Source organism: Celeribacter sp. SCSIO 80788 (genome assembly GCF_051054295.1).
Taxonomy (GTDB): Bacteria; Pseudomonadota; Alphaproteobacteria; order Rhodobacterales; family Rhodobacteraceae; genus Celeribacter.
The window spans coordinates 3,047,301-3,071,986 of sequence record NZ_CP150482.1 but is presented as its reverse complement, the minus strand read 5'-3'; the positions used below and the strand labels follow the sequence as shown (position 1 = coordinate 3,071,986).

Below are 24,686 nucleotides of genomic sequence, written 5' to 3'. Positions count from 1 at the left end.
GCATGTGCTCGATTGGCACATCAAAAAAACGCGCGCCCAGTGAAATTTTCCGGTCGGCATCCGCTTTGGCAGGCTTTCTGGTTTCTGCTCGGAACGGCAGCTCTATCCGCTGTCCCGTCGATTGGGCGCAACTCGGTCAACGGCGGCTAGGCGCGCTGAGATGCCGTTGGCCTTGTGTGCAGCTAATGTCCGCTTCCCGCCCTTCTTTCAGAAGCTCTCGCGTCTGCAGCGTAGAGCGAGCACTTATGGCGAACGACAGCAAACTTCTGCGTCTGACCAGTTCATACACCAGACTGTGAACAACTGCTGCTGCGCCGAACGCGAACTTTGCGAGAAAAGTGATTCATGCAGACACACTGCCCCGCCCATTATGGATGCGGCAGCGATTTCAGAAGATCCTTTAAGCTCTCACGATAAATCAAGCGATCCCGGGTATGCCGATCATTTTCTTCGGGACGTTGTTCAGTCAGATTTCCGGCTGCAATCAACGTATAGATACCCTCGGCGTCAGTTCCCAACGCCTTTGCCGATTCTCGAACGGGTGTGACCTGCCGCTGCGCCTTGGCAAGAATGTCAGTCAGGTCAGACGCAATTACCCTCAGTTCCTCGAAACCCTTGTGATACCGGCTTCGCTTGGTGACTGGGATTGGATGACGCAATATCAGCGCAAGAGCTTGCCAGAGCGGCATTTTGCATGCGCGTGCGGCATCACGAATGGCAATCGGTTTGCCGCGCTTTTCCATTTCCGCATAGGGTTCAAATGTATCCCTGAGCTTGTGACAATATTCAGCGATGACACTGGGGTGGTAAACGGGAACAGCCTGCGGATGCTTGAAATAGGTTTCGATCACGCCGTTCTGGGTCAGGGCATCCAGTACCGGCTTGGATATCCCCATATTCTTCGCGGCCTGTGCTGGCGTACGAAGCGCTTTGAGTTTTCCGGCGACATCGTCGCCGATTGCTGCGGGAATATAGCCGATAGGGGCAAAATGCGATGACCCTTCGCAGCGTTTCACATATCCGAGGTCCAAAAGCATATAACCGAGTTGCGCCTTGTTGAGGCGTTTTTCCTTGGCCAGACTGTCAAAGGTATACTTGTGGCGTTTCGGGTTCTTCTTCCCAAGGACCTGTCCGCCCTTTGGAACTGGAAACGTTTCAAAAATGAACTTGCGCACCAAGTCCCTCAGGCCATCGAAATGCGGGTCGGTATCCCGATCACGCAACCACTCGAAAAAGACACCATAGCGCGCAATGTAGAGCGAGGTGTCGTCGGGCCTGTTTTGCTCAAGTTCATCCATTTTCTCAATCAGCGCCTGCGGTCCGTGGCGCAGAAAGCTGAAGCCGATCCGCCCCGCTTTTAGCCACTCTGACGGGCTGGTCTCATGCCGTTTGGATTTTGGCCCATTGAGCAGCAGCAAACCGAAAAACTCGCACGTCTGCGCGGCGACGTGAATGGGCAATGTATCGATCCAGTCGTTCCCCTTTTGCCCGGCGATGCGCCTCAATAGATACCGTTCAAGCTCAAGGTCTTTTGGGTCAGGAAATCTTGGGGATGTGAGGTTTGCACCCAGCGCCAGGCTCGCAATGTCGAAATGATCGTTCCCCGATGGCGCTTTGGGCAACTCTTGCAAATAGCAGCCGTGTTTGTGGCAAGTACGAACTGAGGTGAGCTGCCAGATGCCAAGTTGATAGGCAAATGGTGCCCCAGAGTTTTGGCATGCCTCCCTGAAACACATCGGGCAGATTTGCGGCTTCGTGCGCTGAAACACTGTGAACTTTATGGTTTCGTCACCGAGCAGGAACCAGTCCTGCTCGGAAAGTGATGGTGTATTGGACTGTAATATGTCTGCGTCCTGACCGGCCAATACCGCAACATGCCGAACCTCATCGACATCGCCATTGCTAAGCCGAAAGTAATCTATGCCCAGATCGGTGCAGAAAGAAATCAAGCGCGGCGTTCCGTTCCGATGCGCGAGACGGCTGGCCAAAGAGGTCGCCGTTTCACCGGGGATGATCGGGACAGACAAAGGAAGGGCGCGGGTGAAACTCATAGGTCGCCCTCCTCGCCAAACAGCTTCCGCGGATCTACCTGTGTAAAGTCCGGGATGAGAAACGGATTGAAAGCATCGCCGCACCCTTTCCACTCCTCGAATGCGGTCGCAAAATGATCACAGGAGAGGCAATCAACCTCGGCGTAAAGCGCTTTCTCGATCGCCATGAGCGTCAGTCGAATGGCCAGTCCAAATTCGTAAGCGCCGGCATGGATGATCCGCTCACCCAGAGCGTCTTCCTCCGCACCGGGTTCCAAACAAATGCCAGCCGCCTCGCAATAGCTTTTGACCAATTCGACCACATCATCAGCGTCACTGTGAAGCTTCAGCGGTTCGAAGCGAATGCCCTTGATGCGCCGCCCCAATTGCGCGTCGAAATTGATGATGTCCTTCAGACCCTCTGTCCCAGACAGGAAGAATCCTACGGGCCACGCGTCATCTTGAGAGATCGTTTTGAGCATATTGGTGACATGCGGCAACTCACTCTTCGAGTTTCGCGTGTTGAGGTCTTGCGCCTCATCCAGATGCAGAAACAGAACATGGTTTTCTCGCAGATGGAACCGAACCTTGTCCCAAATGTACCAAGCCTGTCTCTCGGCGGTCAGTTCATAGCCAAGCGCGTGCAGAATTCGCAGCCCCACATATTTGAGAGTGGCGGGCGACGGCACACTGACACTGATGATTTTGGCCTGCGGATAGTCGGAAACGGACAGTTCCCTCTGGATTGCCCGGACCAGATGCCGCATCGCGGTGGTCTTTCCGCTGCCAGAGCCGGCGGTAAGCGCCAGGCTCAAGCCTTCCGTAACCCGCCCGGAACGCAAATCCGCCAAACGCAAAGAGACAAGCCGATGTGCGAGATCAAAAAGCTGATCATAGCGCTCATGCTGCACGAAGCGCGCATTCAACGCACTCAGAGTTTCCGCCGTGTCAGGACGGCTCGCATGCAGATCAGTCATCGTTAAACCCCCAACGTTTCTTCGGTGAGGGCGTCCCTGGCGCAGTGCCTGGATCATCCGGGGTGTACGGTTTCGGCGAAATTCTCTTTCCACGCGCCAAGGGATTGGTTGGCAACTCTGGCGGAGAAATCAGATTTTCCAGAGGCGCGTCAGGATCGGCGTCATCCCTTCGGATGGTCAGCCGCATCGAGCGCTCGTTCCGGAGGACATCTTCATCCTTGATGTAGAACGGCGTACAGTCATTGCGCAGCATGGCCTTTCGCACCTCGCCATCAATGCGATCATAGGCACGTCTGATCTGCTCGATATGAACCTCCGCATTTGCCCTATGGGTTTGCCGAATATTTCGCCGGATTTCCTGCCATTCGGCATAGTTCATTCCAGAAAATATATGTTCATTGGCGCGTGCGGGAACGGTTTGCCCGCCGACACTGACGGACACCCAGCCAAGATTATCCAGATCGGCACGCACCGTGACTTTGCGCGTCGGGCTATGCAGATAGGCATCCCGGAGTTCGTCGCAGGAATAATCAATGCCAAAAAGTGTAATGCCGCTTTTGTTCAGCGTACGCTCAAAGGGGCGACCAAAAGCGGCCCGAAGTTCATGGCCGTCAGGCGGAGTTGGGATGTTATTCGCCTGATTGTGCCGCTCCCAAGCATCCAAGGGTGTTTCTCCCCCCAATCCGGAATGTGGGGTTCTGTGGTAGATATCGACGATATAGCTCACGATGGTCATGATCAGCTGGTCATCTGTGAGGCTCGCCAAATATTCGGCAGGATAGTCGCCTCGCTCCTTCGTGTTGGAAAACGTCCTGCCGATCAGGTGCGGCATCAGCTCGTGCCCCAATGTCAGGAAAATGCTTTCGACATTTCCACGTAAGGCGGGCTGGCCAACAGGTGGATGCTCTAACCCCACGCCGATGCGCTCGCATGCCAGTTTGAAGTTGGCAGCTGTAAATGCGACACCATGATCGGCAACAATTTGGAAGGGACGACCTCGCATATGCCACGGCGCTGTGCAGCCGAACGCCTGCGCAACCGCCGTCTTGTCCCGCAACACGTCTTTCAGGCCTCGAATGGCATCTTCAGCGTTCTGTGAGGCGGCGAGGCGTAAAGACAGCACGCATTTCGTAGCACAGTCTTTGAACAGGTAGAGATATCGCCGGCCTTTCTCCAAGGTTTCGAGGCGATCTGCGGGGAGCAAATCCAAAAGCCCGGTTGTGGCGAAAAGTGAGATGACATCGAGCTTGTTTTCATCCACTTCCACGCGTTCTAGGGGCATCTGCACATCCAAACCGGATGTACGGAAGATATGCTTTCGATTGGCCGCATCAATGCCGAGACGCTTCACATCCAGATAGTAGGGGCTAACGCGGTCCAAGAAGCGCCTCACCGTTCGTTGGGACGGAACCATCAGCTCAGGATGCCCCTCTGCCTTCCGGCAGGCATTTTCATCATGAAAGAGGTCGAGCGTCCTCCTGACCGCCTTTGCCTTATTTGGCTTTTGCGTTGATGCGTACAAATCCACGACTCGGGAGATGAATGCCAGTTCTTCTGCATTGAAACGGCGATGGCGATTGCCGCATGCATAGTACCGGCTGACGAGACCATCGATATGGTAGCCAGCATTCTCATAGTTGCGCACCCATGTCAGCAAAGTGCGGGGCTTTGGGAATTTTGGTATCTCAATTCTCTGGCCTGCGCGTGACTTGGCCTCCTGATAGACCCTGCCAAAATTATCTTCCGCCAAAAAACGAAGTTCAGTCTCGACAGGCGTAATCCACACATCTTTTCGCTTTACCTTTTCCTGCAGATACAATGTGTAAAACGCGTCCACACAGGCCTTTCGCCAAAGCGCAGTCAGTTGCTCGTCGTCTTGCGCGCGGGTTAAGGCTCCAGCCTCCCCATGCTTGATCTCCCGCAGTCGGTTTCCCGGAGAAAAGAAATCGCGTTGCAGGACCATATCCGGCCCGGCCAACAGGTGCGTAAATTCAGCGAAACCAATCCTGTGCGTGAGGTCGGGTTTGTCTAATTCTTCGAAGACATAACCTGCGTCATCATATCGTTTCAGACGCAATGCACGGTGGAACAAAGTGACTTGATCATTTGCAGTAATATGAAATCTCTCGGTCATGCTGCCACTCCCATCAAAGAGCGGTTTCGCATCATAAGGTCCCGACCGGCCGCATTGGCTGCCTGAACATCGAGATCCCGGTCGGTAATGAGCATCAAGCTATCGGCAAAGGTTTTGGGCATATGCGATGCAATACATTCCAGCTCGCGCTCAAAATTCCGCTGCCAGACCCGCTCCAAGGGTTTGATCGCCACGGCAATCCGTTCCCCGGACATGAGCGTGATCAGAAAATCAAAGATGTGATGCCCGATCCTGCCGTTTGGCTTGCGATATCGAATTTCCGTGGGTTGCTCCCAAATGTCGAACAGGTCGCCGCTCACCGCCATGAGCATTAGAAAGCGCTTCTCAAGGATGCTCTCATAGAAAATTGTCCGAGGCCTTCCATCTTTGGGCAAGATAAGAGGCAGAAAGCCGCGGCTAGAGGCGCGGGATGGCTTCATGACATTGCGTGTTGCGCGGCTACGAAGAGGTTCGTGGTAGGCGTGTGAGTGGTACATTTGAATTCGGCATAGCATCTCCATTCCCATGCTGTTTCAGCATGGGGCGAGTGCATTTCGCCGCCCTTGTTCAATAAGAATTCTGCTCCGCCGAGAAATCTCCCGGCAGATTGACTTTGCTTTGATTCTGGGGGACACAAGAGCATCGAGCGTTCAAATCGATACCAATGAATTGACCTCCCTGGTTTGGTGATCGGGAGGTCTTTTCATTTCCCCATGGAAGATTGGGGGTCTAGCGGGTCATTTAATCCCCCCATCATCTTGATAGCGATCCGGGAAAAGCTCCTCAGGCGAACAACCGGCAGCTTCCGCCAGCGCTTTCTGAATTTTGTCAGACTTTCTAAGGCCTTGACTCACGAGAGTGACCGTGGAGGGACGTTCTCCGATGAGCCGGGCGACCTGAGACAACGATGAGCCGCGTAGCCTGAGTCTGTGCTTCAAAATTTCGTGGTCAGTGTTTACAGGCTTGCCCATATGATTTCTCGCCAGTCGTAAAGTTCTTTCGGACACCCGTCTTAAAGCTGAATGCGAATCGGCAAGCAAGCGGAAAAATCAACAATTAATAAGCGTTTTCAATATGATAATGAGTTTCGATCCCTGAAATTAGTTTGAGTATTAAGACTGCGTTTCTGTTCAAAACGGGTTTCGGCAACATTTCTTGCCCGGCGACTTGATTGATGTTGGCGGCCCAGAAACCTCTATCAATGAGACGCCCTTCCTGGCGCTCCGAAGCAGCCATTGGTGTCCCATTTAAAATCGTATGCAAACGGAACCCATCCTTCATGGCCGCATGATGGTGTTGGTGGAGTTTTCTAGGGTGATCCCAAATTATCGCTAAGGAAGCTCGCCGGACAACGCGTCGCGAGGAAATCATGCATCTCGACTTGTCCCTCCCCAACACTTTTCGCGAGAGCGCGACACCAATAGATCTGCGCCTCTTCTTCTCGCTTTTGTTGCTGCCTTTCTGCTGAATGCTCGTATGCAACTACAATCAAAATAACGAAGGCCGAACCCGCCAGTGCGGGCATAAAAGCTTTCAGACGAGACCAGATAGGATGAATTTTCATATGGCAACTTTAGCATGCAAACAGAAACCTTGCCCAAGTGCTTTGTGATCTCAAGCTACGTTGCCGATGATCATCATGGCTGCTGTGCAGATGGTCATTGGTCCAAATTGGGAACGATTATGAGGCCTTTTCACTGCGACGCAGCGCTCCGAAGGAGACCCGTCCCTGATGCTCGCTGAGGATAGTATTGCAAGACTCTTCGCCCATACATTGCTTCGCTAAGCATATGTGAGTACGATTCTGTGCCGGTACCCAGATAATCTCTACTTACGCTTTGTTGATCTCAACATCTGGGTTCCGTTCATTGGAGTGATTGAGCGAGCAGTTGCCCTTCGCTTTGAGCGGCTTTGCGTCGCGGCTGATATTCAAAATCTTGAAGGATTTGAAGGACGGGAAATGTGCCAGAAAAAACCTTCGCTGGCTTTTGAGCAATGTCGTCACGTGATCCGGCAACTCGTCGCTCAATATCGTGCATCTAATCCTCGCGTTTACGGCTCTGTGTTGCGTCGAGAAGATACGGAAGATAGCGACCTCGATATTTTAGTTGATCCTATGCCCGAAACCACTCTTTTCGATTTGGGCGGCTTACAGGAAGCTCTCGCAGAAGCCTTGAGCGTCAAGGTTGATGTTAAGACGCCTCGAGATCTTCCAGATCGGATCAGAGATCGTGTGTTGAGCGAAGCCGTTCCAGTTTGACGGCGACAAGCGTCTCTGACGCTCGTTGAAAGGCAGATGAGTTCAATGGCGACGCAGGAAAAGAAGGCCAAAACGGCCCACACCTGCCGTTCATTGGGGTGACTTCTCTGCAGCGCAGCGTCCCCAGACCGGCCATTCAGGAATGAAAACCGGTTTCAGAAGAGCCGTCCAATATCATGAAAGCAGCCTTCCTACGCCTTAGATTAAGGCGTAGGAAGTAGTGGCGCCTCTTGGTGCGGCACGCTTGATGGATCATATAGATGAAAGGAAGCTCGGATGTCGGAAACTGTGTTTTGGTCTTGGCAGGCCGATCTCGACCCGAAGGTGAACCGCTCTTTTATTAGGTTCGCATTAGATACAGCCAGGGGCAGAGCACAAGAGAAGCTGCAACTCGAGGAACCGGAGCGGACGATTTCGCTCGACCACGACACGAAGTCAGCGCAGGGTATGGCGGACATTGCAGGAACGATCTTTGAACAGGTTTCCAAGGCAGCCATTTTTGTGGCAGACGTGACACCTGTTGCGACGAGTGAGGCAGGCAAAGCCATCCCCAATCCAAATGTAATGATTGAACTTGGCTACGCCATGCGCGCCCTCGGTCCTGAGAGGATCATTGCCGTCCTGAACGTGGGCTTTGGAACTGGGCCTGAGGCCCTTCCTTTCGACATTCGTCAGAGGCGAATCCTAACCTACAATCTTCCGCCAGAAAAAGATTCCGCTGCGCGAAATAAGGCGCGCGCGAAGCTAACGGATGATCTGGCGAGCGCACTTGTAAACAACCTGAAAGCAATAGAACGGATCGAAACAGAGCAAACCGAGATTGAGATGGCTGAAGAAGACAGAGAGAGAATTGGGGTCTGGAAAGGCCATTGGCCAGCTATTCACAGAGCCTCCTTCGGTCAAGAAAAGTCGGTGCTGCCAAAACGAGTTCCAAGGGCCGTCCTTAGGGTTGCCCCGGCTGATTGGCCTTCAGGCATTCCGCCGATCGCCATGCTTGATGAGCTTTCGGCCAAAGCGAGACTTGATGCACCCTACGGCGGCGGCACGTCGGGCGATTACGGGCCGTTTCAGGATGGATACATCGCCTATTGGGTGCCGTCAGGGTCCAGCGACGCTTCAGAAACCTCGGTTTTCAATGTAGCGGCGTTCTTGGAAGACACCGGTGAAGTGTGGCTGTCCGACGGCACTGTTGTGGACGAGCGACGGGGTAAGAAGTTCCTCTCATACGGCAGCCTGATGAGTAACTGGATCCGAGGATTAGACCGATCACATGCCCTCCTAGACGAACTCGGAGCAGGACAACGGCGACGGGTCCTTCTGGATGTCAGCGGTCTGTCTGATACCTTTTGGCCGGCGCAACAGAGCCACATCCCTAGTGTAAGCAGGAAACCTCGAGTGTCGTACAGTCGCACAGAAGCAAATTGGGCCCCTACCGTCCGGAAGGATACGCTTCGACAAGCTTGGAACGTGCTCAGGAACGCATATTCAGAACCTCCGATGACCGCCGATGAGTTTGATAACTACTACCATGCCCGAGCGAACGCAGCCTAGTGAGAGGTGGGGCGCCGGAATCAATGAAGCAGATATGGAGCATTGTTCGCCGGTTCGCCTGTTACCAAAGAGTCCAACTTCGACTTTTCGGCAGGCACAGAAACCATTCTTGCCATTTTGGGCCGTGGGTATTGGCCGATAAGGGCTAGAACCGGTCATGCGGCGCTGCGGCGTGTCGTGTGGCCAGCCGGGCGGGGCCACATGGAGCGATCGGCCCAAACCTGCCGTTCAGTCCCTGGCCGATCGCCGCGGTGCGGCTTCCCCATACCGGCCATTCGTCCAGCGCGCAGCATTGCCGCGATTGGCCGGATCGCCCTGCCGCGGGCGCAAGATGCGTCAAACACCAACGCAGATTGCTTGGGGAGCACGGTGATGATACGCGAAAACCTCTAGCTTTTGTTCGCTTGTGAAATTTAGGTCATCTAAAATGACATTTTTGAATTCTATCGCCGTAAAGACCAGCCTTTCGAAGATCGCCTTCCTTTTGTGCTGTCTGTGTCTGCCGTTCAAACCCGCTTTCGCTTGTACGCCTCTCAACGAACGATTGGGCATTTCGATATGCACCGATGGCACACCGTGGGAGTTGCGTAAAGACGAGGGGGAGATCCACCTCTTCTACAACGTCCTGGAAGACTTTGCAGCTCGTGTCACATTTTATGACGGGGGAACGAATGACGGCTTGGACAGCGCGCGCAGCGCTCGTTTCATGTCCGATCTCGACAGAGAAGAAACCGATGACTTCGCTCTTTTGATGATGGGGAAGGTCACGTCGGGAAATGTCGTATACGCAACGCGCGCGTCTCGGGATGGCGTATCTTTTATCTATGTGAATACGGTCTCAGCGGGTCCAACGAAAACCATGCGTGTATCCACTTGGCGCAGAGGCGATACGATGACTGATAGAGATCGCGAGATGCATATATCTTTTGGAAAGCTCCTGAAGTCCGCGCCGTAACAGCAACGGATCGTCAATGGGGCTGAACCAAACGCAACACAGCAAAAGGCACTTTTTCAATGGGTTTCTTTACCGGCTTGGACGCAAATGATCATGACGGGCATTTCAATGCGCTGCGCAGCATGGTTGAGGCGAAATACAGGATTACGATCCCCGCAAGCCACAAACGAGACGAGTTTTGGCGGGGGGCCGAAACCATTTTCAATGCTCCGCTTGGAAAAGAGGTCAAAGCGTTTCTGGATTTCATCGCTGATGTCGCGGCCAGCGACGTTTTCGAAATCCTGGTCGGTGATAAAGGGCAAATGAAGTCAACGGATTCTTGCGAGTATCGCTTGGCGTTAAGGAATTTGAACGACCTCGACCCATCGTTTGCAGGCCTCTCGTTTATGGAAACGCGAAGTTTTCGGTCCTATTTTTCGATTTTGGCGTCAGATCAAGCCCATTCACCCTGCCCAACGGCAAACTATTCGCTTGAGAAGTACAAGGGGAAGCCAGAACTCGTGGGTGATTCATTCGGTGACGTCAGCCTCATTTCCTTCGCATTGCGTTGCTTCGGCAACAATATAACGACAGATGGGCGTAGCCTGTGGTCCTCCCCCTCTGATTTGGAGGCATTTTTGGCCGAAGCGCGCCGGTGTTTTGGCGATCCGGCGGAATTGGGCGGAGACGTCTATTTTTTCGATTCTGAAAATGCCGAGATATTGGTCAGGCCGATCGCCTATATGGAGATTAGTCTTGATGTCTTCGACATGAGCAAGCCGTCACCCGTTTCAGATGAGCTGTTAAGGTTGGTGGAGGGCGGGATAGAGACGTTCAAAGTCTGAGCGACCGAGGCCCGGAGCGGATTTGCGATCACGCGCCAATATGGGCCTCGAAGCAACAAACAAACTGACGGCCCCGGCTCGGAGCCGCCACTCATACCAAGCGCGGCGATCGGCCGCTTCCCGCCCTTATCGCTTAAATGTCGCTACCGGCCCTTTGCAGTCATTCGTTTCTGGCGAAGGAAATGACCGGTCCCGGCCTCGAGCAGACTTCGGACGTGGTAGCGCGTAGAGGAAGGCTGCGCCATGACCACAACGAAATCATAAAGCCTCCACCACAGAATCCGTTTCCCTGACAAGGGCCACTACCCTAACCCCCCGACTCGCTTTATTCTAGTCGCCACTTCAAGCACCCAAGTCATCAAGCGAAATAACCGTGTAGCGCGGGCGACCCTGACCAACCTGAACGACATTAAATTTCACACGCGTCGGTTTATGAAGCCATTCGCGATTGAGAACGTCTGGATCTTCGATATCTGGCCCCAAACGACCGCGAATAATTCCGGAGCCGTCAGAAACGGCAAATTCAAAGTTCCGCCCCTGAGGTAGGAACCCTTGAAACTCCCCGAAATACGCCTCTTCAGTTTCCGAAATGTTTTCCTTTCGCAGCCTTTCCTCTGAGCTCTTCAGCTCTTCAAGGCTACTATATTTGAAATAGCTATCTCGGAACTCCAATCCGCACCATGCCCCCTTTTTTGAGATTTCAGACAAGAAATCTGCGACTTTTCGGACCGCTCGTGGGTGTATTTCTTCCACAATGTCTGAAATATCATCGTCAGTTCCTTTAGCGGAAACACGAAGTAACTCCTTGAGAATCTCGACAGCACCACCGGCGCTCGCTCTTTCTTCAAAGAACTCACCTTGCAGGTTTGGGAGTTCCATTTCAAATCCGAAAGAGCCAGTGGCCATCCCTGTTATCATTAGAGGGGTGCTAGCCTTGTCCGGAATGGGACCGGAATACTTCAGCGACCCCTTTAGCCCAGCGATGATGGCTGAGAATGCGTCGACGAATGCGGAAGAGGCGCTGCCAGCGAAATCAGCTGAAATGGCAGTGCTCCCACGGACGGGCTCCCCCCGAAAGGTCAAAGATAGTCTTTCAGGCTCTTGGAGGCGACCCGGAAGCTGCTCCAACTCTTCGTTTAGCTCTTTAAGGCGAGATTCTAGGCCGAAGCGATCAATGACATTCTCGCTCGGTATTTTTTTGAGTATTGCTTGCACCTCACCGATTTCGGAAAGAAGCGCGTCCCTTCTTCTAATCGTCATGGTTGAAATCCTGAGCTCTTGACTGCCAGAAGGTTCCTAGCCTGCACATCGTCAGTTGGAGCAAGATCAACCTCGGCATATCCTTTCCACATACCATCCCTACGGTGTGACCAAAGGCTGTACCAGTAGCATACATCATGGATGTCAATCTGAGGAAGAACCCTTACGATATGGTCAACCTTGTAAGTGGCCTTGACAGCTGCGCGATCAATGTACGGAAAAAGGGTGGGCATGAAGGACTGCTGCGTTTCACCGGCAGGTAGAAACGCATAGGTGACTACATCCACATCGTTCGGAGGCCTAGCCTCGGTGTCTTCAATGTGCTCAAGAAAACTCCCGTCGATCCACTGGAATCCCTGAGTTACGCCAATGGAATGCAGTCCTGCTCTCAGTTTTATTAACCCGTTGAGTATCTCAAGTCGTTCGGGGCTCAAGCAAAATCGGTCTGCAAATTCACTCAGTGAAACTCTATAAGGAGAACGGTCTTTTCCGGCTGGGTGAGCGCCGGGCCTAATGGGCGGCACAACTCCCGCCATATTCCAATCGGGGATAGACAATTTGATTTCCTAAATGAACTTAATGCAACATGTCTCGGCCGAGCCATGCTGATCTAAACACCACTTCAGCTTTCTAGCAAGCGAAGTCATTTCAGCCTCTTCGGCGCGACAGTCCACCTTGGCGTTGACCAGATTGCGCACAGCCCCACACTCGCTCCGCTGCACCATACCACTGATATGTGGCCCCTCAGCGGGCTGGACGCTGAACAAGTTACTTCCATCCTAGATACGTCCGCTTCATGGGCATTGCTGTCGTTCATCCAAAACGCAGCGAAGGTCGGCTCACCGCCGATACTGTTGAAAAAGTCTGCAATGATGCCTGATGGGCGTCTTTTGCGGGAAGGTGTTCTGAATATCTCGAAAACCACCCCAATACTCGAGAGTTGAAACGGCGTTTTGGAACAACATTCTGCATTTTGGGGAGTGCCCCCAGATACGGGGACTTTTTCAACACAATCCGCCCAAACTTACAAAACGCTTCACAAGAGATTGAGCTTATAAGATGCTCGTCCCCCGAAACCATACGACGAGGAAAGGTGCCTGTTTTATGAGCCAGAGGCAGAACTATGGGGGGCAAAGTGGCAAAACTATGGGGCGTACCCCAAGTTTGAATTGGTCGGAGCGAGAGGATTCGAACCTCCGGCCCCTGCCTCCCGAAGACAGTGCTCTACCAGGCTGAGCTACGCTCCGACCGTGACGGGCGGAATATAGGGGGGCGCGGGGATTTGCAAGAGCGAATTATCGCCTTTGCCACGAAAGACCTACAACATGTCCCGGCCTCTCGCAGATTTCGCGAAAAGCCGGATTTCCTCCTGTTCAGATCCCGTTTCAGTGCAGTTTGTCGCGACGCAGAAAGGGCGAGATACGAAAGGACATCGCCGACGAGGCCCGCGAGCGGGTTCTGAGCACGGGGGTGTTCTCGGAATGACCGCCCCGCGATTCGCGGAATACGATGTAGAGACCCGACAGGATGATGATCCCGGCACCAAGCAAGGTGGCACGGTCGACGCTTTCGCCAAAGATGAAATAGCCATAAATCGTCGCCCAGATGATCTGGGAATATTGCATCGGCGCGACGATGGCCGCCTCTGAGGCGCGATAGGCGAGGATGAGCACCACACCGCCGGTAAAGCCCAGAAGCGACACGGTCGCTACGCCCCCCAGATCCATAAGCGGCAGGGGATGGTAGAAAAACGACATGGCCGTGCCCATGACGATGAAATTGGCGATCAGCGGGTAGAGCATCAACACCTCGGTGCGCTCCTCACGCCCGACCTTGCGGACAACGACGGAGGCGAAGGCTCCGAAGAGCGCACAGGAGAGTGCTGCGGCATGGCCAAGGGTCAGTTCGGTGCCGCCGGGGCGCAAGACGATCATCACCCCGACAAGGCCCAGAACAACCGCCGCCCAACGATGAAACCCGACCTTTTCGCCCAGTATCGGGATCGACAGGATGGTGATCACCAGAGGGGTGGCGAAGATCAGGGCATAGACCTGCGCCAGCGGCAGGACGGAAAAGGCGTAGAAGGCAGAGACCGTGTTGATCATCGCGGCGAGCGTGCGGAACAGGGTCCACCAAGGGTGCACCGGGCGCAGATGGCCAGGGTTGCGATCACGGATCAGCATGAACATGACAAGAGGGAAGGAAAACAGGGTGGAGAAGAAGATGATCTGGAACGGGGTGTAATGCCCGCCCAGAAACTTGATCACGACGTCATGAGTGGAAAAGATCGCGAAGGCGGCGAGCGCGTAGAAGGCTCCGGTGATGTTCATGCAGTCTGTCCTGTTGCTTGCCTGTTTGCTTGCGCTATCACGGTAGCACTCTGGGGGGAGCTTTCAACGGGCTCGGGCGTTTTGCCCTTGTTCTGGCAGGAGGCCGCCCCCATCTCATGATCCATGTATTGCACCCGAAAATCCGCAACCTGCTGTTATTGTGGCTCGAAAACCATCCTGACCCTCGACGGGGTCCGGCATGAGTTGAAATGTTCCAATTGCGGCGCGCCTCTGTCGCGGATGAAGGCGTTGCGGGTGGATCATATGGGCGAGGCGGTTCTACCCAAGGGCAAAAAGGCGAAGCAGGCCAGCAAGCCGCGCTTTGAGACGCCCGGGAAGAAAAAGAAGAAGCGCAAGGGCGTGGCGCATCGGTTGTTCGATGCCGCCGAAGACATTTTCGATCTATTCGACTGACGCATTCAAACGACGCAAAAGGGCGCCCCGAGGGACGCCCTTTCACAAATGCGGTGAGGATCAAAGCGAGGCGTCGAGCGCGGCGAGGATCGCGTCGCCCATGCCGGAGGTCGACACCGGGGTGACACCTTCGCCCGCCAGCAGATCGCCGGTGCGGACACCGTCGGCCAGCACTTTTTCGATGGCTTTTTCCAGACGCGTGGCCTCTTCGCCCTCATTGAAGGAGTAGCGCAGCGCCATCGCGAAGGAGAGGATACAGGCGATCGGGTTTGCCTTGCCCTGCCCCGCGATGTCGGGCGCGGAGCCGTGCACCGGCTCGTACATGGCTTTCGGACGACCGTTTTCCATCGGCGCGCCAAGCGAAGCGGACGGCAGCATGCCGAGCGACCCGGTGAGCATGGCGGCACAGTCGGAGAGAATGTCACCGAACAGGTTGTCGGTCACGATCACGTCGAACTGTTTCGGCGCACGAACGAGCTGCATCGCGCCGTTGTCGGCGTACATGTGGCCCACTTCGACCTCGGGGTAATCCGCAGCCACCTCGTTGACGACATCGCGCCAGAGGATACCGGATTCCATCACGTTGGCCTTTTCCATCGAGGTGAGTTTCTTGTTGCGTTTCATCGCCAGTTCGAAAGCGGCGATGGCAACACGACGGATCTCGGATTCGGTGTAACGCTGGGTGTTGATGCCCACGCGCTCGTTGCCTTCGGTGATGATGCCGCGCGGCTCGCCGAAATAGATGCCGGAGGTCAGTTCGCGCACGATCATGATGTCGAGACCGGCGACCACATCTTTTTTCAGAGAGGAGAAATCGGCCAGAGCGTCAAAACACTGCGCCGGGCGCAGGTTGGCGAAGAGGTCCATTTCCTTGCGCAGGCGCAGAAGGCCACGTTCCGGTTTCACGGAGAAATCGAGCACGTCGTATTTCGGACCGCCGACGGCGCCCAGGAGGACGGCGTCCACTTCCTGGGCCTTCGCCATGGTTTCATCCGAGAGCGGCACACCGTGCACGTCATAAGCGGCACCGCCGACGAGATCCGTGGTGACATCGAATTTCAGGCCGCGCTTGTCGCCGTACCAGTCAATGATCCGAACCACTTCGGCCATCACTTCGGGGCCAATACCGTCACCGGGGAGAATGAGAAGAGAAGGCGTGCTCATGTCGCGTCGAGTCCTTGTTTTCCTAAGGTTGGCTCGGGGTAACGGCTGCCGAAGCGCTCGTCAAGGAATGGCAGCGATATCGACCCAGACAAGCCCATGCCGAAAGTCGTTTTTTTCCAAATCCGCCTCCGGCCATGCGACGCCGGAACTGACAATCGCCAGATCGGCAGAGGGCAGGACATAATCCACCCGCAGGTTTCCGGGCAGGGGATCGGTCCAGTCGGCGGTGTCCATGGCGGGATCGCCGCGCTGACCGGGATTGGCGGCCGGTGCGTTGGACGTCGCGCGAGGACGGGGGTCCTGGAGCCGGGGATCGGCGAGCAGGTGCTGCATCTCTGCGCGGTTGCCATCGCCGTCCATCGGGTCGAGATTGCTGTCGCCAAGGAGGACAAAGGGGCCTGCGGGTGGCGAAACCTCCAGCGCGCCGTCGAGATAGAGCGACCAGAACCGGGTCTCGTCGCCGTTGCGCCGCCCGTTGCGGTCCTCCGGCCCGTCGAACACCGGCGAGGTCGCGGTATAGGCGAGGAGATGCAGCGGCTGACCTTGCCAGAGCACGGGAATGTCCCAATGCGCATGGGACGACAGGCGCAGGACACCGAGATCCTCCGCGTCGAAATACCCCTGCGGCAGGTTGGCCCCGGGGAGATCGCGCCACAGAAGGTCGGAAAAATCCCGGATGTCCTCCGCGACGATCGGCAGGCGGGACAGGAGCGCCATACCGCCCTGACCGGTGAACTCGCCGTAGGATTGCGCATCCTCGGGCTCACCCAGCCGCCCGTCTTTGTCGAGATCGCGCCCGGTGGGGCGACCCGCATTGCCGGGGCGAGTGAAGAGATGAGGATAGCCCAGCACCTCTGCCAAGGCAGCGAGCGTGTGGCCGTCGAGATCGGTGTCGAAGCCGCTCAGCAGGAGAATGTCGGGGGAAAGCGCGCGAATGTGCGCCTGCGCGGCCAGAACCTGCGGATCATCGCCGCCGAGGGTGTCACGCAGCAAAAGCCCCGGCCCCTTGCGCGTGAGTTCCACCGTCCATGTGGCGACGCGCAACGTCTCTGCCGCCTCGGCCACGGGCACAATCAGGAAGAGGAAAAGGAGGGCGCTTCGGATCACGCGTGTGCGTGATCGAGATCGGCGCGGGCGTAGGTCTGGCGACGTTTTTCCTCGATCATCGCGGCGACACGGCCCATGGCGATGCCCCGCATGAAGAGAGAAGACGGCAGGAATGCCCATGCTGCGACGGCCCAGATCATGGATTGGTCATTGGTGACGCTCAGACCCCCGAAGAGATCGCCCGCCGATCTTAGCACCGCAGGGATCACGAAGGGCAAGGAAAAACCGATGATCGTGTTGACCCGCGCATCGCGTTTCAGCCGTTCGACCACATCGCCCCCGGCGGTCGGATCGAAGGTCGGCAGGTTGATCCAGACATTGAAGGAGCCGGATTTCGACGGCCAGTGGCCGATCCGCAGCACGATCAGGAAGATCGACAGCGCCATGAGCGAAATGAGATAGCTCATCCCCGCCGCTTCGCGCATCAGCTCAATTTCCCGCAGCGAACTGGTCTCCGGCAGGGCGGCCAGCATCAGGCGCACCGGGGAATAGGGGAAATCGAGCACATAGCCGATCAGCGCGCCGATGGCCGTGACGAAATCCGTGACCACGGTCGGGGCGGCCTCGCCCCGCACGATCAGGCTCAAAAGGATGACGGTGACGAAGAGCGAACCGAAACGGACACGGTTGAACGGCGGCGCATCGCGGAACTCCACAAGACCGGGATAGGCAGAGACATATTCGAAGAAGGTCAGAGCCGCACCGAAGAAGGCGACGAGTGCCACGACCTGCGCGGAATCGGCGGAGACGTTCGGCAACAGCGCAGATGGCGCCGTGATCAGAATGACCACCAACGCAGCACGCAACAGCGCTCCCAAGACGCGATGAATCACTGCCCATTTCCCTTCAAACTGGCTGAAAGCGATACGATGCCGCCCTCTTGTTCCATTTTGATCCCGCCAAATATGACGGATTGCCTCAATCTTGCCCAACTTTTGCCTTCTTTCATATCCGCCAGCAAGGAATGGTTAAGGTTAACCGCCGAAATCGGGCAGTTTCGTGGACAAAGCGGTGCGTTTTTGCATCATTGTCGATGCCTCTTGTGGGATGTCGCGCGAACAGCACAAAATGTGGGATGGCAAAAGGTGACATGCCGGGAACCGGGGTGCCTGACCCTAGCCCCCTGGAGAATCTTTCGGAGCGATCAAGAGGGACATACCGCCCGCCCCGCCCTTCGCGCAGATCCTTGCCGGTTTTACCGTCAAAATTCACCGAAGTGCCGAAACCCGCCGAAAAACACGCGGCATTTCGCCCCCTTCCGGCAATCAGGCGCGCAAAATCTTTGCAATGTTTCCAGCGCCTTGCGAGCTCGCCTCTCGGGCGCATCTCTCGGAGCGACGGTGCAGAACCGTTCCGATTTGCCCGCAAGACGCGGGCGCCATCACAAGAAAGGACATATGAACATGAAATCTGTTGCACGGACCCTTGGCGCTCTGACCCTCCTTGCCACCCCGGCTTTTGCACAATCCACGCTGGTGGACAGCGACGGGAACGGCACGTTTTCCATGGCGGAAATGCGTGCAGTCTATCCCGATCTGAGCGCAGAGGCCTTTGCGGCAATTGATGCCGATGCCAGCGGCGAAGTGTCGATCGAGGAACTGGCCGCAGCGCAAACCAACGGCCTGCTGCCGACGATGGAATGACGCATGCGACGACGGCGGCCTCTCAGGCCGCCGTTTCAGGACCGGTGGTTGCGCAGGAACAGGCCGAAACCGATCAGACCGGCGCCGTCGACCAACAGCTCAATGCCCAACAGCAAGCCCAGAAGCGACAGGGAAATCGCCGCAAAATTGCCGATGATGTAACCGGCCAGAAGCACGGTCACCGTCCCGGACAGCAACAGCGTCCAGAACAAGGGGCTTTCCCGCATCCGCCAGGCCATGAGCAAACGGATCAGCCCGGAGGCCACAAGGAAACCGGTCACCACCATGGTGAGCGACACCGTGCCCTCGACCGGGTTGGCGATGAAACTCACCCCGATCATCAGGCTCAAAAGCCCCCAGAGCAGGGAAAAGACCCGATTGTCATGGGCCGCGCCGGAGAAGCCCGCCCAAAGCTGGGCAGCACCGGCGATGGCGAAGAGCGTACCGAGCATGATGGTGATCGCAAGCGAGGCAACCACCGTATTGCCCAGCGCGAGAAAGCCGAAAAGAAACGTCAGGACACCGATCCCGACCCAGATTTTCCAATTCGTCATAGCTGATCTCCTTTCGGCTGATCGCTTATGTCTCACAGGTAAACATGTGATTGTCACCATAGAAGACATGCACAGGGGTTTTTTCCCATTGTGAATGAAACGTGATCTGCCAATAGTCCGGAGAAAGACGTTTTCGGAGTGTTATCATGCCAATATTGCTGGCCGTTCTCGGGGTTGCCGTTACAGCGTTTTTCTACATGAGCCGGGCGCGCAATGCCGCCAATGCCGCCTCCGATCTGATCGGGATGGCGGACGATCTCCGGCTCGCCGTGCGCCGTTTCGGCTTTACCCGCAAGTCGGGAACGCATCCCGTGGAGCAGATCGAAGATGCCCGGATCGCGGTGGCCGCTCTGGTCAAGGCGGTGATCGACGAAGCGGGCTATCCGACTTCGGAACTGATCCTGCAATATGTGATCCGGCTGCAAAAGGATCTGGATTTCAACCTGACGGATGCGGAAGAGATCAAGACGCTCGCCGACTGGCTGATCGCATCCTGCAACGGGTCGAGCCCTGCAATCACGCGGCTTGCGCGCAAGCTCTACAAGCTCGCGGGCTCCGACGGTTACGGCCCGGTCGAAGGCATCCTCCACTCCGCCTATGCGGGCATCGGACAAAAGCCGAATGCCAAGCAGTTGGACAGCCTTGCCGAAATTCGCCGCTTGATGCGTGCGAAGTGACCCCAATGCAAAACGGCGACCCAATGGCCGCCGTTTTTCGTTCTTGATCCGTGAGCCTCAGACCCAGGGACGTTCCTGCGCCATCTTCGCCTCATAAGCGTCGATGTCTTTGACATGCGCCATGGTCAGGCCGATGTCATCGAGCCCTTCGAGCAGGCAGTGTTTTTTGAACGCGTCGACTTCGAAGGAGAAGGCTTCACCGTCCGAGGTGGTCACGGTCTGCGCCTCCAGATCGACGGTCATGCGAGCGTTCGAGCCTTTTTCGGCGTCTTTCATCAACACATCGACAGCTTCCTGCGGCAGAACGATCGGCAGGATGCCGTTCTTGAAGCAGTTGTTGTAGAAAATGTCGGCGAACGACGTGGAGATCACGCATTTGATACCGAAATCCGCGATGGCCCAAGGCGCGTGCTCGCGCGAGGAACCACAGCCGAAGTTGTCGCCCGCCACGAGGATCTGCGTGTCGCGATATTGCGGTTTGTTCAGGACGAAATCGGGGATTTCATTGCCCTGACGGTCATAGCGCATCTCGTCGAACAGGTTCACGCCAAGGCCGGAGCGCTTGATGGTTTTCAGGAACACCTTGGGGATGATCATATCCGTGTCGATGTTCACCAGCGGCATGGGGGCCGCGATACCGGTCAGTTTTTCGAACTTTTCCATCTTTGCGGCTCCTTAAGCGGTCTCGGTTTCGGTCATCAGCTCGCGCACATCGGTCAGGTGACCGGTGACGGCGGCAGCAGCGGCCATGGCAGGAGACACGAGGTGCGTGCGACCTTTATAGCCCTGACGCCCCTCGAAGTTGCGGTTCGAGGTGGACGCACAGCGCTCGCCCTCGGCCAGCTGATCGGGGTTCATGGCAAGGCACATGGAACACCCAGCCAGACGCCATTCAAAGCCCGCGTCGATAAAGATCTGCGCGATGCCTTCTTCTTCGGCTTGCGCACGAACAAGACCCGAGCCCGGCACGACCATGGCCCGCATCCCGTCCTTGATCTTCTTGCCTTTGAGGATTGCGGCAGCTGCGCGCAGGTCCTCGATCCGGCCGTTGGTGCACGATCCGATGAACACGGTGTCGATCTGGATGTCGGTCAATTTCTGACCCACTTCGAGCCCCATGTACTCGATGGCGCGTTTCGCCGCGTCCACCTTGCCGCCTTTGAACGACTCGGGCGCAGGCACAACAGCGGAAATCGGCAGCACGTCCTCGGGCGAGGTGCCCCAGGTCACAACCGGCTCGATCTCTTCGCCTTTCAGCGTCACGACCTTGTCGAAATGTGCGCCTTCGTCGGTGTAGAGCGTTTTCCACCAGTTCAAAGCGGCCTCGAACTGCGCGCCTTTCGGGGCGTGCGGGCGGCCTTTGACATATTCGAACGTGGTTTCATCCGGGGCGATGAGACCCGCGCGCGCGCCGCCTTCGATCGCCATGTTACAGACGGTCATGCGGCCTTCCATCGACAGATCGCGGATCGCTTCGCCGCAATATTCGATGACGTAGCCGGTGCCGCCGGCGGTGCCGGTTTCGCCGATCACAGCCAAGGTGATGTCCTTAGCAGTCACACCCGGACGCAGCTTGCCGGTGATTTCCACCTTCATGTTCTTGGACTTCTTCTGGATCAGCGTTTGCGTCGCCAGAACGTGTTCGACCTCGGAGGTGCCGATGCCGTGGGCCAGCGCGCCGAATGCGCCGTGAGTCGCGGTGTGAGAGTCACCACACACAACGGTCATGCCGGGCAGGGTCCAACCCTGTTCCGGGCCGACGATGTGCACGATGCCCTGACGGATGTCAGAGACCGGGTAGTAGTTCACGCCGAATTCTTTCGCGTTCTTGTCGAGGGCTTCGACCTGAATGCGGCTCTCTTCGTTGGCGATGACGCCGGACACGCGGTCCAGCGTGGTCGGCACGTTGTGATCCGGCACGGCGATGGTTTTTTCCGGCGCGCGCACTTTGCGGCCCGCCATGCGCAGACCTTCGAAGGCCTGCGGGGACGTCACCTCATGGACGAGGTGGCGGTCGATATAGAGCAGGCAGGTGCCATCCTCTTGCTCATGGGCCACATGGGCGTCCCAGATTTTATCATAGAGTGTCTTCGGGGCGGTCATTTCGCTCTCCCGTGGATGTGCTTTGAAATTGGAAGTTTTGGATCAGGCGCGCGGACACGCCAAAAGGCCCGGCTTCAAAGTCGGGCTAGGACGGATTGCATTGCGCCGTGGAAACGCCACGGCAACCATGCACGGTCTGCGATCTCAAACATACGTTCCATGGCGCTCACATATAGGCTGCCGCTGAGTCCCGCAAGAGAGATGCGCTTGCCCGATTGCGCTGCGCCGTGCCAAGCTTGTGGAAAAGGGAGGCCGGATTGGATCCGACGCAAATCACCGATCTTCTGGGCGACACGGGGCGACATATTTTCGCGTTTCTCGAGGGTCTGCTCCGGCGCTGGAACCTCTATCAGATCGGGATTTCCCTGATCGCCTTTTCCATCGCACTGTTCAGCGGACGCCATTTGCGGGGCCGGATGCGGAACTGGATGCGGGCGCTGGAGGGGCGTCCGAAATGGCAGCTTCGCTGGCTGTTGGCGATTGAAAAGCGGCTGGTTCTGATTGTCTGGGCGATGTTGCTTTGGGGCATCTATTTGGTCATGCATGAGGTCACATGGCCCTCGCGCTCTTATCTGATCAGCATTCTGGCCCGAATTGTCACCGCCTGGGTGGCGGTCGAACTTGTCGTGCAACTGGTGAAGAACCGCGCGCTCAGGCGGCTGTCGCGCTGGGGGCTTTGGGCCTATGTGACGCTCTATTATGTCGGCGGACTTGAGGAGACCACAGATTTTCTCAACCGGATCGCGATCACCTTTGGCAGCTTCCGCCTCTCCGCATTAGCCGTGCTCAAGGCTTTGGTGGTCACCGGGCTTTTGTTCACCTTCGCACGTCTCATATCATCGCAAACATCGACCCAAATCCGGCGCAATGAGGATATTTCGCCGTCAATGAAAGAGCTGATCATCAAGGTGGTGCAGCTCGCACTTTTCGGCTCCGCGTTCTTCATCGGTTTGAAGGCGGTGGGGTTTGATCTGACCGGACTGGCCGTACTTTCGGGCGCGATTGGGGTCGGTTTGGGTTTCGGTCTTCAAAAGGTCGTCTCAAACCTCGTCTCCGGGGTGATCATCCTTTTGGACAAGTCGATCAAACCGGGGGACGTGATCTCTCTTGGCGACACCTTCGGCTGGATCAATGCTTTGGGCGCACGCTATGCCTCGATCACCACGCGCGACGGCAAGGAATATCTGATCCCGAACGAAGATCTGATCACCGGGCAGGTGGTGAACTGGTCCCATACCAATGACTTCGTGCGGCTCGATTTGTATTTCGGAACCTCTTATGGCGACGATCCACATCAGGTGCGCAAGATTGCCATTGAAGCCGCGCAAAGCGTAGACCGGGTGCTCACGCATAAACCGGCAGTGTGCCACATCGTCGGGTTTGGCGACAGCTCCGTGGATTACATCCTGCGGCTCTGGATTACCGATCCGACCGGCGGGCTCACGAATGTGCGGGGAAATGTCTATCTGGCGCTTTGGGATGCGTTCAAGGAGAATGGGATTTCCATCCCCTTCCCACAGCGCGAAGTGCGGGTACTGGAAGGCTCGATTTTGACCACAAATCCGACCGCAAAAGCACTCGATTGATCTTTGCCGCACCAAACATTGAGATTCAAACAGTCCGATGCTACATTTGATCCATGCCCGGCGCCGGGGCGGAACGGCGTTCAACCTTTGGAGGACTATGTCCTGTCTCACGTACAGAGCGCGGCAGACCATGCCGCACAGCCGGAGACGCCCATGACGGGTGCGATGCCGGACCGGATCGGAGGCCAGAAATTGCTGGACTTCGTCACACACTCCCTTGATCAGGATAAAGCCGAAGACCTCGTGTCCATCGACCTGCGCGGCAAGTCGGAGGTTGCGGATTACATGGTGATCTGCTCGGGTCGTTCGACCCGTCAGGTCAGCGCCATGGCCGAGAAGCTGTCCGATGCGCTGAAGCAGCAATGCGGGATTTTCTCGCGTGTCGAGGGCAAGGATCAGGGCGACTGGGTTTTGATCGATGCAGGCGACGTGATCGTCCACATCTTCCGCCCGGAAGTGCGCGATTTCTATCAGCTCGAAAAAATGTGGATGTCGCCGGAAGAGGCGAAGGCCGCTCTGGCCGGAAAGACCACCGCAAGCTGAGACGCTCATGAAGGTGCATATCTGTGCGGTCGGGCGCTTGCGCAAAGGGCCCGAAGCCGCTCTGATCGACGACTATACCACCCGGTTCGACCGCACCGGGCGCGCCCTTGGCCTCGGCCCTCTGACGATTGCGGAGGTCGAGGACAAGAAGGGCGGCGGCATGGTGGCGGAAGCTGCGCTTTTGGAGCGCGCCCTGCCGAAAGGTTCGGTCATCGTCACGATGGACGAACGCGGTCAGGTGATCACGTCGCCTGAATTTGCCGAGAAACTTGCAGGCTGGCGCGATGCCGGGCGCTCCGATGTGACTTTTGTCATTGGCGGCGCGGACGGGATCGACCCGTCCTTGCGGGCACAGGCGGATTTTTCCATTTCTCTGGGCAAGATGGTCTGGCCGCATATGCTGGCCCGCGCCATGTTGACCGAACAGCTCTACAGGGCCGCCTCGATTTTGGCCGGATCGCCCTATCATCGGGTCTGATCGGAGTATTTTTGCTGCAATGACGCGCAAAGCGGTTCAAACGCGCTCGGCGGCGCGTTAGATAGGGGCAAGGAATTCGCTCTGAGATTGAAAGGA

General features: G+C 56.4%; 24 protein-coding genes and 1 tRNA gene. 10 read left to right on the top strand and 15 right to left on the bottom strand.

Annotated features, from left to right (window positions below):
* Positions 1-368: 368 nt before the first annotated feature.
* The 5 genes from V1471_RS15465 to V1471_RS15445 form a co-directional block, all read right to left on the bottom strand.
* Positions 369-2,051 carry a TniQ family protein gene (locus tag V1471_RS15465; protein WP_434289904.1) on the bottom strand — a complete coding sequence of 561 codons (1,683 nt, stop codon included), beginning with the start codon at positions 2,049-2,051 and terminating at the stop codon, positions 369-371.
* The gene (locus V1471_RS15460) at positions 2,048-3,007 is read right to left on the bottom strand and encodes a TniB family NTP-binding protein (protein WP_434289903.1); all 960 of its coding nucleotides are present in this window, start codon (positions 3,005-3,007) and stop codon (positions 2,048-2,050) included. The genes V1471_RS15465 and V1471_RS15460 overlap by 4 nt, the downstream gene beginning before the upstream one ends.
* Complete coding sequence (locus tag V1471_RS15455) at positions 3,000-5,141, bottom strand: Mu transposase C-terminal domain-containing protein (protein ID WP_434289902.1); 2,142 nt, start codon at positions 5,139-5,141, stop codon at positions 3,000-3,002. Before V1471_RS15455 ends, V1471_RS15460 begins: the two co-directional genes overlap by 8 nt.
* Positions 5,138-5,473: a Tn7 transposase TnsA N-terminal domain-containing protein gene (locus V1471_RS15450; protein ID WP_434289901.1), complete on the bottom strand. Its 336-nt coding sequence runs from the start codon at positions 5,471-5,473 to the stop codon at positions 5,138-5,140. Before V1471_RS15450 ends, V1471_RS15455 begins: the two co-directional genes overlap by 4 nt.
* 405 nt (positions 5,474-5,878) lie before the next feature.
* Complete coding sequence (locus tag V1471_RS15445) at positions 5,879-6,112, bottom strand: helix-turn-helix domain-containing protein (RefSeq protein ID WP_434289900.1); 234 nt, start codon at positions 6,110-6,112, stop codon at positions 5,879-5,881.
* 821 nt (positions 6,113-6,933) lie between these two features.
* Between V1471_RS15445 and V1471_RS15440 the strand changes: the two genes are divergently transcribed.
* The 4 genes from V1471_RS15440 (at position 6,934) to V1471_RS15425 (ending at position 10,731) form a co-directional block, all read left to right on the top strand.
* Positions 6,934-7,401, top strand: a complete 468-nt coding sequence (locus V1471_RS15440; RefSeq protein WP_434289899.1) for a nucleotidyltransferase family protein — start codon at positions 6,934-6,936, stop codon at positions 7,399-7,401.
* 276 nt (positions 7,402-7,677) lie between these two features.
* A complete protein-coding gene (locus V1471_RS15435) occupies positions 7,678-8,952 on the top strand; it encodes a hypothetical protein (RefSeq protein WP_434289898.1) in 1,275 nt (424 codons plus the stop codon).
* 427 nt (positions 8,953-9,379) lie between these two features.
* The gene (locus V1471_RS15430; RefSeq protein WP_434289897.1) at positions 9,380-9,907 is read left to right on the top strand and encodes a hypothetical protein; all 528 of its coding nucleotides are present in this window, start codon (positions 9,380-9,382) and stop codon (positions 9,905-9,907) included.
* A gap of 59 nt (positions 9,908-9,966) precedes the next feature.
* Positions 9,967-10,731 (top strand): hypothetical protein, encoded by a 765-nt coding sequence (locus V1471_RS15425; RefSeq protein ID WP_434289896.1) that lies wholly within the window; start codon positions 9,967-9,969, stop codon positions 10,729-10,731.
* A 342-nt stretch (positions 10,732-11,073) separates the two neighbouring features.
* On the opposite strand, the gene V1471_RS15420 is transcribed toward V1471_RS15425, so the two are convergent.
* From V1471_RS15420 to V1471_RS15405, 4 genes are all read right to left on the bottom strand, one after another.
* Positions 11,074-11,991 carry a hypothetical protein gene (locus tag V1471_RS15420; RefSeq protein WP_434289895.1) on the bottom strand — a complete coding sequence of 306 codons (918 nt, stop codon included), beginning with the start codon at positions 11,989-11,991 and terminating at the stop codon, positions 11,074-11,076.
* Positions 11,988-12,548 carry a DUF6932 family protein gene (locus tag V1471_RS15415; protein WP_434289894.1) on the bottom strand — a complete coding sequence of 187 codons (561 nt, stop codon included), beginning with the start codon at positions 12,546-12,548 and terminating at the stop codon, positions 11,988-11,990. Before V1471_RS15415 ends, V1471_RS15420 begins: the two co-directional genes overlap by 4 nt.
* Before the next feature lie 613 nt (positions 12,549-13,161).
* Positions 13,162-13,238: transfer RNA gene (locus tag V1471_RS15410), tRNA-Pro, on the bottom strand.
* A 138-nt stretch (positions 13,239-13,376) separates the two neighbouring features.
* Positions 13,377-14,321: a DMT family transporter gene (locus V1471_RS15405; RefSeq protein WP_434289893.1), complete on the bottom strand. Its 945-nt coding sequence runs from the start codon at positions 14,319-14,321 to the stop codon at positions 13,377-13,379.
* 123 nt (positions 14,322-14,444) lie between these two features.
* Between V1471_RS15405 and V1471_RS15400 the strand changes: the two genes are divergently transcribed.
* On the top strand, positions 14,445-14,735 hold the full coding sequence (locus V1471_RS15400) for a hypothetical protein (protein WP_434289892.1): 291 nt from the start codon (positions 14,445-14,447) through the stop codon (positions 14,733-14,735).
* A gap of 60 nt (positions 14,736-14,795) precedes the next feature.
* Here V1471_RS15400 and leuB read toward each other — a convergent pair whose 3' ends face one another.
* The 3 genes from leuB to V1471_RS15385 are packed head-to-tail and all read right to left on the bottom strand — an operon-like array spanning position 14,796 to position 17,839.
* Positions 14,796-15,899 carry a 3-isopropylmalate dehydrogenase gene (gene leuB / locus V1471_RS15395; protein ID WP_434289891.1) on the bottom strand — a complete coding sequence of 368 codons (1,104 nt, stop codon included), beginning with the start codon at positions 15,897-15,899 and terminating at the stop codon, positions 14,796-14,798.
* A gap of 60 nt (positions 15,900-15,959) precedes the next feature.
* The gene (locus tag V1471_RS15390) at positions 15,960-17,006 is read right to left on the bottom strand and encodes an endonuclease/exonuclease/phosphatase family protein (RefSeq protein ID WP_434289890.1); all 1,047 of its coding nucleotides are present in this window, start codon (positions 17,004-17,006) and stop codon (positions 15,960-15,962) included.
* A complete protein-coding gene (locus V1471_RS15385) occupies positions 17,003-17,839 on the bottom strand; it encodes a hypothetical protein (RefSeq protein WP_434289889.1) in 837 nt (278 codons plus the stop codon). Before V1471_RS15385 ends, V1471_RS15390 begins: the two co-directional genes overlap by 4 nt.
* A gap of 570 nt (positions 17,840-18,409) precedes the next feature.
* On the opposite strand from V1471_RS15385, the gene V1471_RS15380 reads away from it, so the two are divergent.
* Complete coding sequence (locus V1471_RS15380) at positions 18,410-18,649, top strand: EF-hand domain-containing protein (RefSeq protein ID WP_434289888.1); 240 nt, start codon at positions 18,410-18,412, stop codon at positions 18,647-18,649.
* Between the two features lie 35 nt (positions 18,650-18,684).
* Here the strand turns inward: V1471_RS15380 and V1471_RS15375 are convergent, their stop codons facing one another.
* Positions 18,685-19,203 carry an HdeD family acid-resistance protein gene (locus V1471_RS15375; protein ID WP_066707349.1) on the bottom strand — a complete coding sequence of 173 codons (519 nt, stop codon included), beginning with the start codon at positions 19,201-19,203 and terminating at the stop codon, positions 18,685-18,687.
* 146 nt (positions 19,204-19,349) lie between these two features.
* Here V1471_RS15375 and V1471_RS15370 point away from each other — a divergent pair, with 146 nt between their 5' ends.
* A complete protein-coding gene (locus tag V1471_RS15370; RefSeq protein ID WP_434289887.1) occupies positions 19,350-19,880 on the top strand; it encodes a hypothetical protein in 531 nt (176 codons plus the stop codon).
* Between the two features lie 57 nt (positions 19,881-19,937).
* Here the strand turns inward: V1471_RS15370 and leuD are convergent, their stop codons facing one another.
* Together leuD and leuC are read right to left on the bottom strand one after the other, a co-directional pair.
* Entirely contained in the window at positions 19,938-20,543 is a 606-nt protein-coding gene (gene leuD / locus V1471_RS15365; RefSeq protein WP_434289886.1) for a 3-isopropylmalate dehydratase small subunit, read from the bottom strand.
* A gap of 12 nt (positions 20,544-20,555) precedes the next feature.
* Entirely contained in the window at positions 20,556-21,983 is a 1,428-nt protein-coding gene (leuC, locus tag V1471_RS15360) for a 3-isopropylmalate dehydratase large subunit (protein ID WP_434289885.1), read from the bottom strand.
* Between the two features lie 257 nt (positions 21,984-22,240).
* On the opposite strand from leuC, the gene V1471_RS15355 reads away from it, so the two are divergent.
* The 3 genes from V1471_RS15355 to rlmH all read left to right on the top strand — a co-directional run bounded on the left by V1471_RS15355 (position 22,241) and on the right by rlmH (position 24,590).
* Positions 22,241-23,569: a mechanosensitive ion channel family protein gene (locus V1471_RS15355; protein WP_434289884.1), complete on the top strand. Its 1,329-nt coding sequence runs from the start codon at positions 22,241-22,243 to the stop codon at positions 23,567-23,569.
* A gap of 153 nt (positions 23,570-23,722) precedes the next feature.
* Positions 23,723-24,112: a ribosome silencing factor gene (gene rsfS / locus V1471_RS15350; RefSeq protein WP_434289883.1), complete on the top strand. Its 390-nt coding sequence runs from the start codon at positions 23,723-23,725 to the stop codon at positions 24,110-24,112.
* A gap of 7 nt (positions 24,113-24,119) precedes the next feature.
* A complete protein-coding gene (gene rlmH, locus V1471_RS15345) occupies positions 24,120-24,590 on the top strand; it encodes a 23S rRNA (pseudouridine(1915)-N(3))-methyltransferase RlmH (protein ID WP_434289882.1) in 471 nt (156 codons plus the stop codon).
* Positions 24,591-24,686 lie beyond the last annotated feature (96 nt).

Excerpts from the sequence above, each read along its gene's own strand:
- V1471_RS15400 (WP_434289892.1), top strand. The coding sequence starts at position 14,445 with ATGTATTGCACCCGAAAATCCGCAACCTGCTGTTATTGTGGCTCGAAA.
- V1471_RS15465 (WP_434289904.1), bottom strand. The coding sequence starts at position 2,051 with ATGAGTTTCACCCGCGCCCTTCCTTTGTCTGTCCCGATCATCCCCGGT.
- V1471_RS15405 (WP_434289893.1), bottom strand. The coding sequence starts at position 14,321 with ATGAACATCACCGGAGCCTTCTACGCGCTCGCCGCCTTCGCGATCTTT.
- rsfS (WP_434289883.1), top strand. The coding sequence starts at position 23,723 with ATGACGGGTGCGATGCCGGACCGGATCGGAGGCCAGAAATTGCTGGAC.
- leuB (WP_434289891.1), bottom strand. The coding sequence starts at position 15,899 with ATGAGCACGCCTTCTCTTCTCATTCTCCCCGGTGACGGTATTGGCCCC.
- V1471_RS15445 (WP_434289900.1), bottom strand. The coding sequence starts at position 6,112 with ATGGGCAAGCCTGTAAACACTGACCACGAAATTTTGAAGCACAGACTC.
- rlmH (WP_434289882.1), top strand. The coding sequence starts at position 24,120 with ATGAAGGTGCATATCTGTGCGGTCGGGCGCTTGCGCAAAGGGCCCGAA.
- V1471_RS15370 (WP_434289887.1), top strand. The coding sequence starts at position 19,350 with ATGCCAATATTGCTGGCCGTTCTCGGGGTTGCCGTTACAGCGTTTTTC.
- V1471_RS15450 (WP_434289901.1), bottom strand. The coding sequence starts at position 5,473 with ATGCTCATGGCGGTGAGCGGCGACCTGTTCGACATTTGGGAGCAACCC.
- V1471_RS15425 (WP_434289896.1), top strand. The coding sequence starts at position 9,967 with ATGGGTTTCTTTACCGGCTTGGACGCAAATGATCATGACGGGCATTTC.
- V1471_RS15420 (WP_434289895.1), bottom strand. The coding sequence starts at position 11,991 with ATGACGATTAGAAGAAGGGACGCGCTTCTTTCCGAAATCGGTGAGGTG.
- V1471_RS15455 (WP_434289902.1), bottom strand. The coding sequence starts at position 5,141 with ATGACCGAGAGATTTCATATTACTGCAAATGATCAAGTCACTTTGTTC.
- V1471_RS15380 (WP_434289888.1), top strand. The coding sequence starts at position 18,410 with ATGAAATCTGTTGCACGGACCCTTGGCGCTCTGACCCTCCTTGCCACC.
- leuC (WP_434289885.1), bottom strand. The coding sequence starts at position 21,983 with ATGACCGCCCCGAAGACACTCTATGATAAAATCTGGGACGCCCATGTG.
- V1471_RS15460 (WP_434289903.1), bottom strand. The coding sequence starts at position 3,007 with ATGACTGATCTGCATGCGAGCCGTCCTGACACGGCGGAAACTCTGAGT.
- V1471_RS15435 (WP_434289898.1), top strand. The coding sequence starts at position 7,678 with ATGTCGGAAACTGTGTTTTGGTCTTGGCAGGCCGATCTCGACCCGAAG.
- V1471_RS15375 (WP_066707349.1), bottom strand. The coding sequence starts at position 19,203 with ATGACGAATTGGAAAATCTGGGTCGGGATCGGTGTCCTGACGTTTCTT.
- leuD (WP_434289886.1), bottom strand. The coding sequence starts at position 20,543 with ATGGAAAAGTTCGAAAAACTGACCGGTATCGCGGCCCCCATGCCGCTG.
- V1471_RS15430 (WP_434289897.1), top strand. The coding sequence starts at position 9,380 with ATGACATTTTTGAATTCTATCGCCGTAAAGACCAGCCTTTCGAAGATC.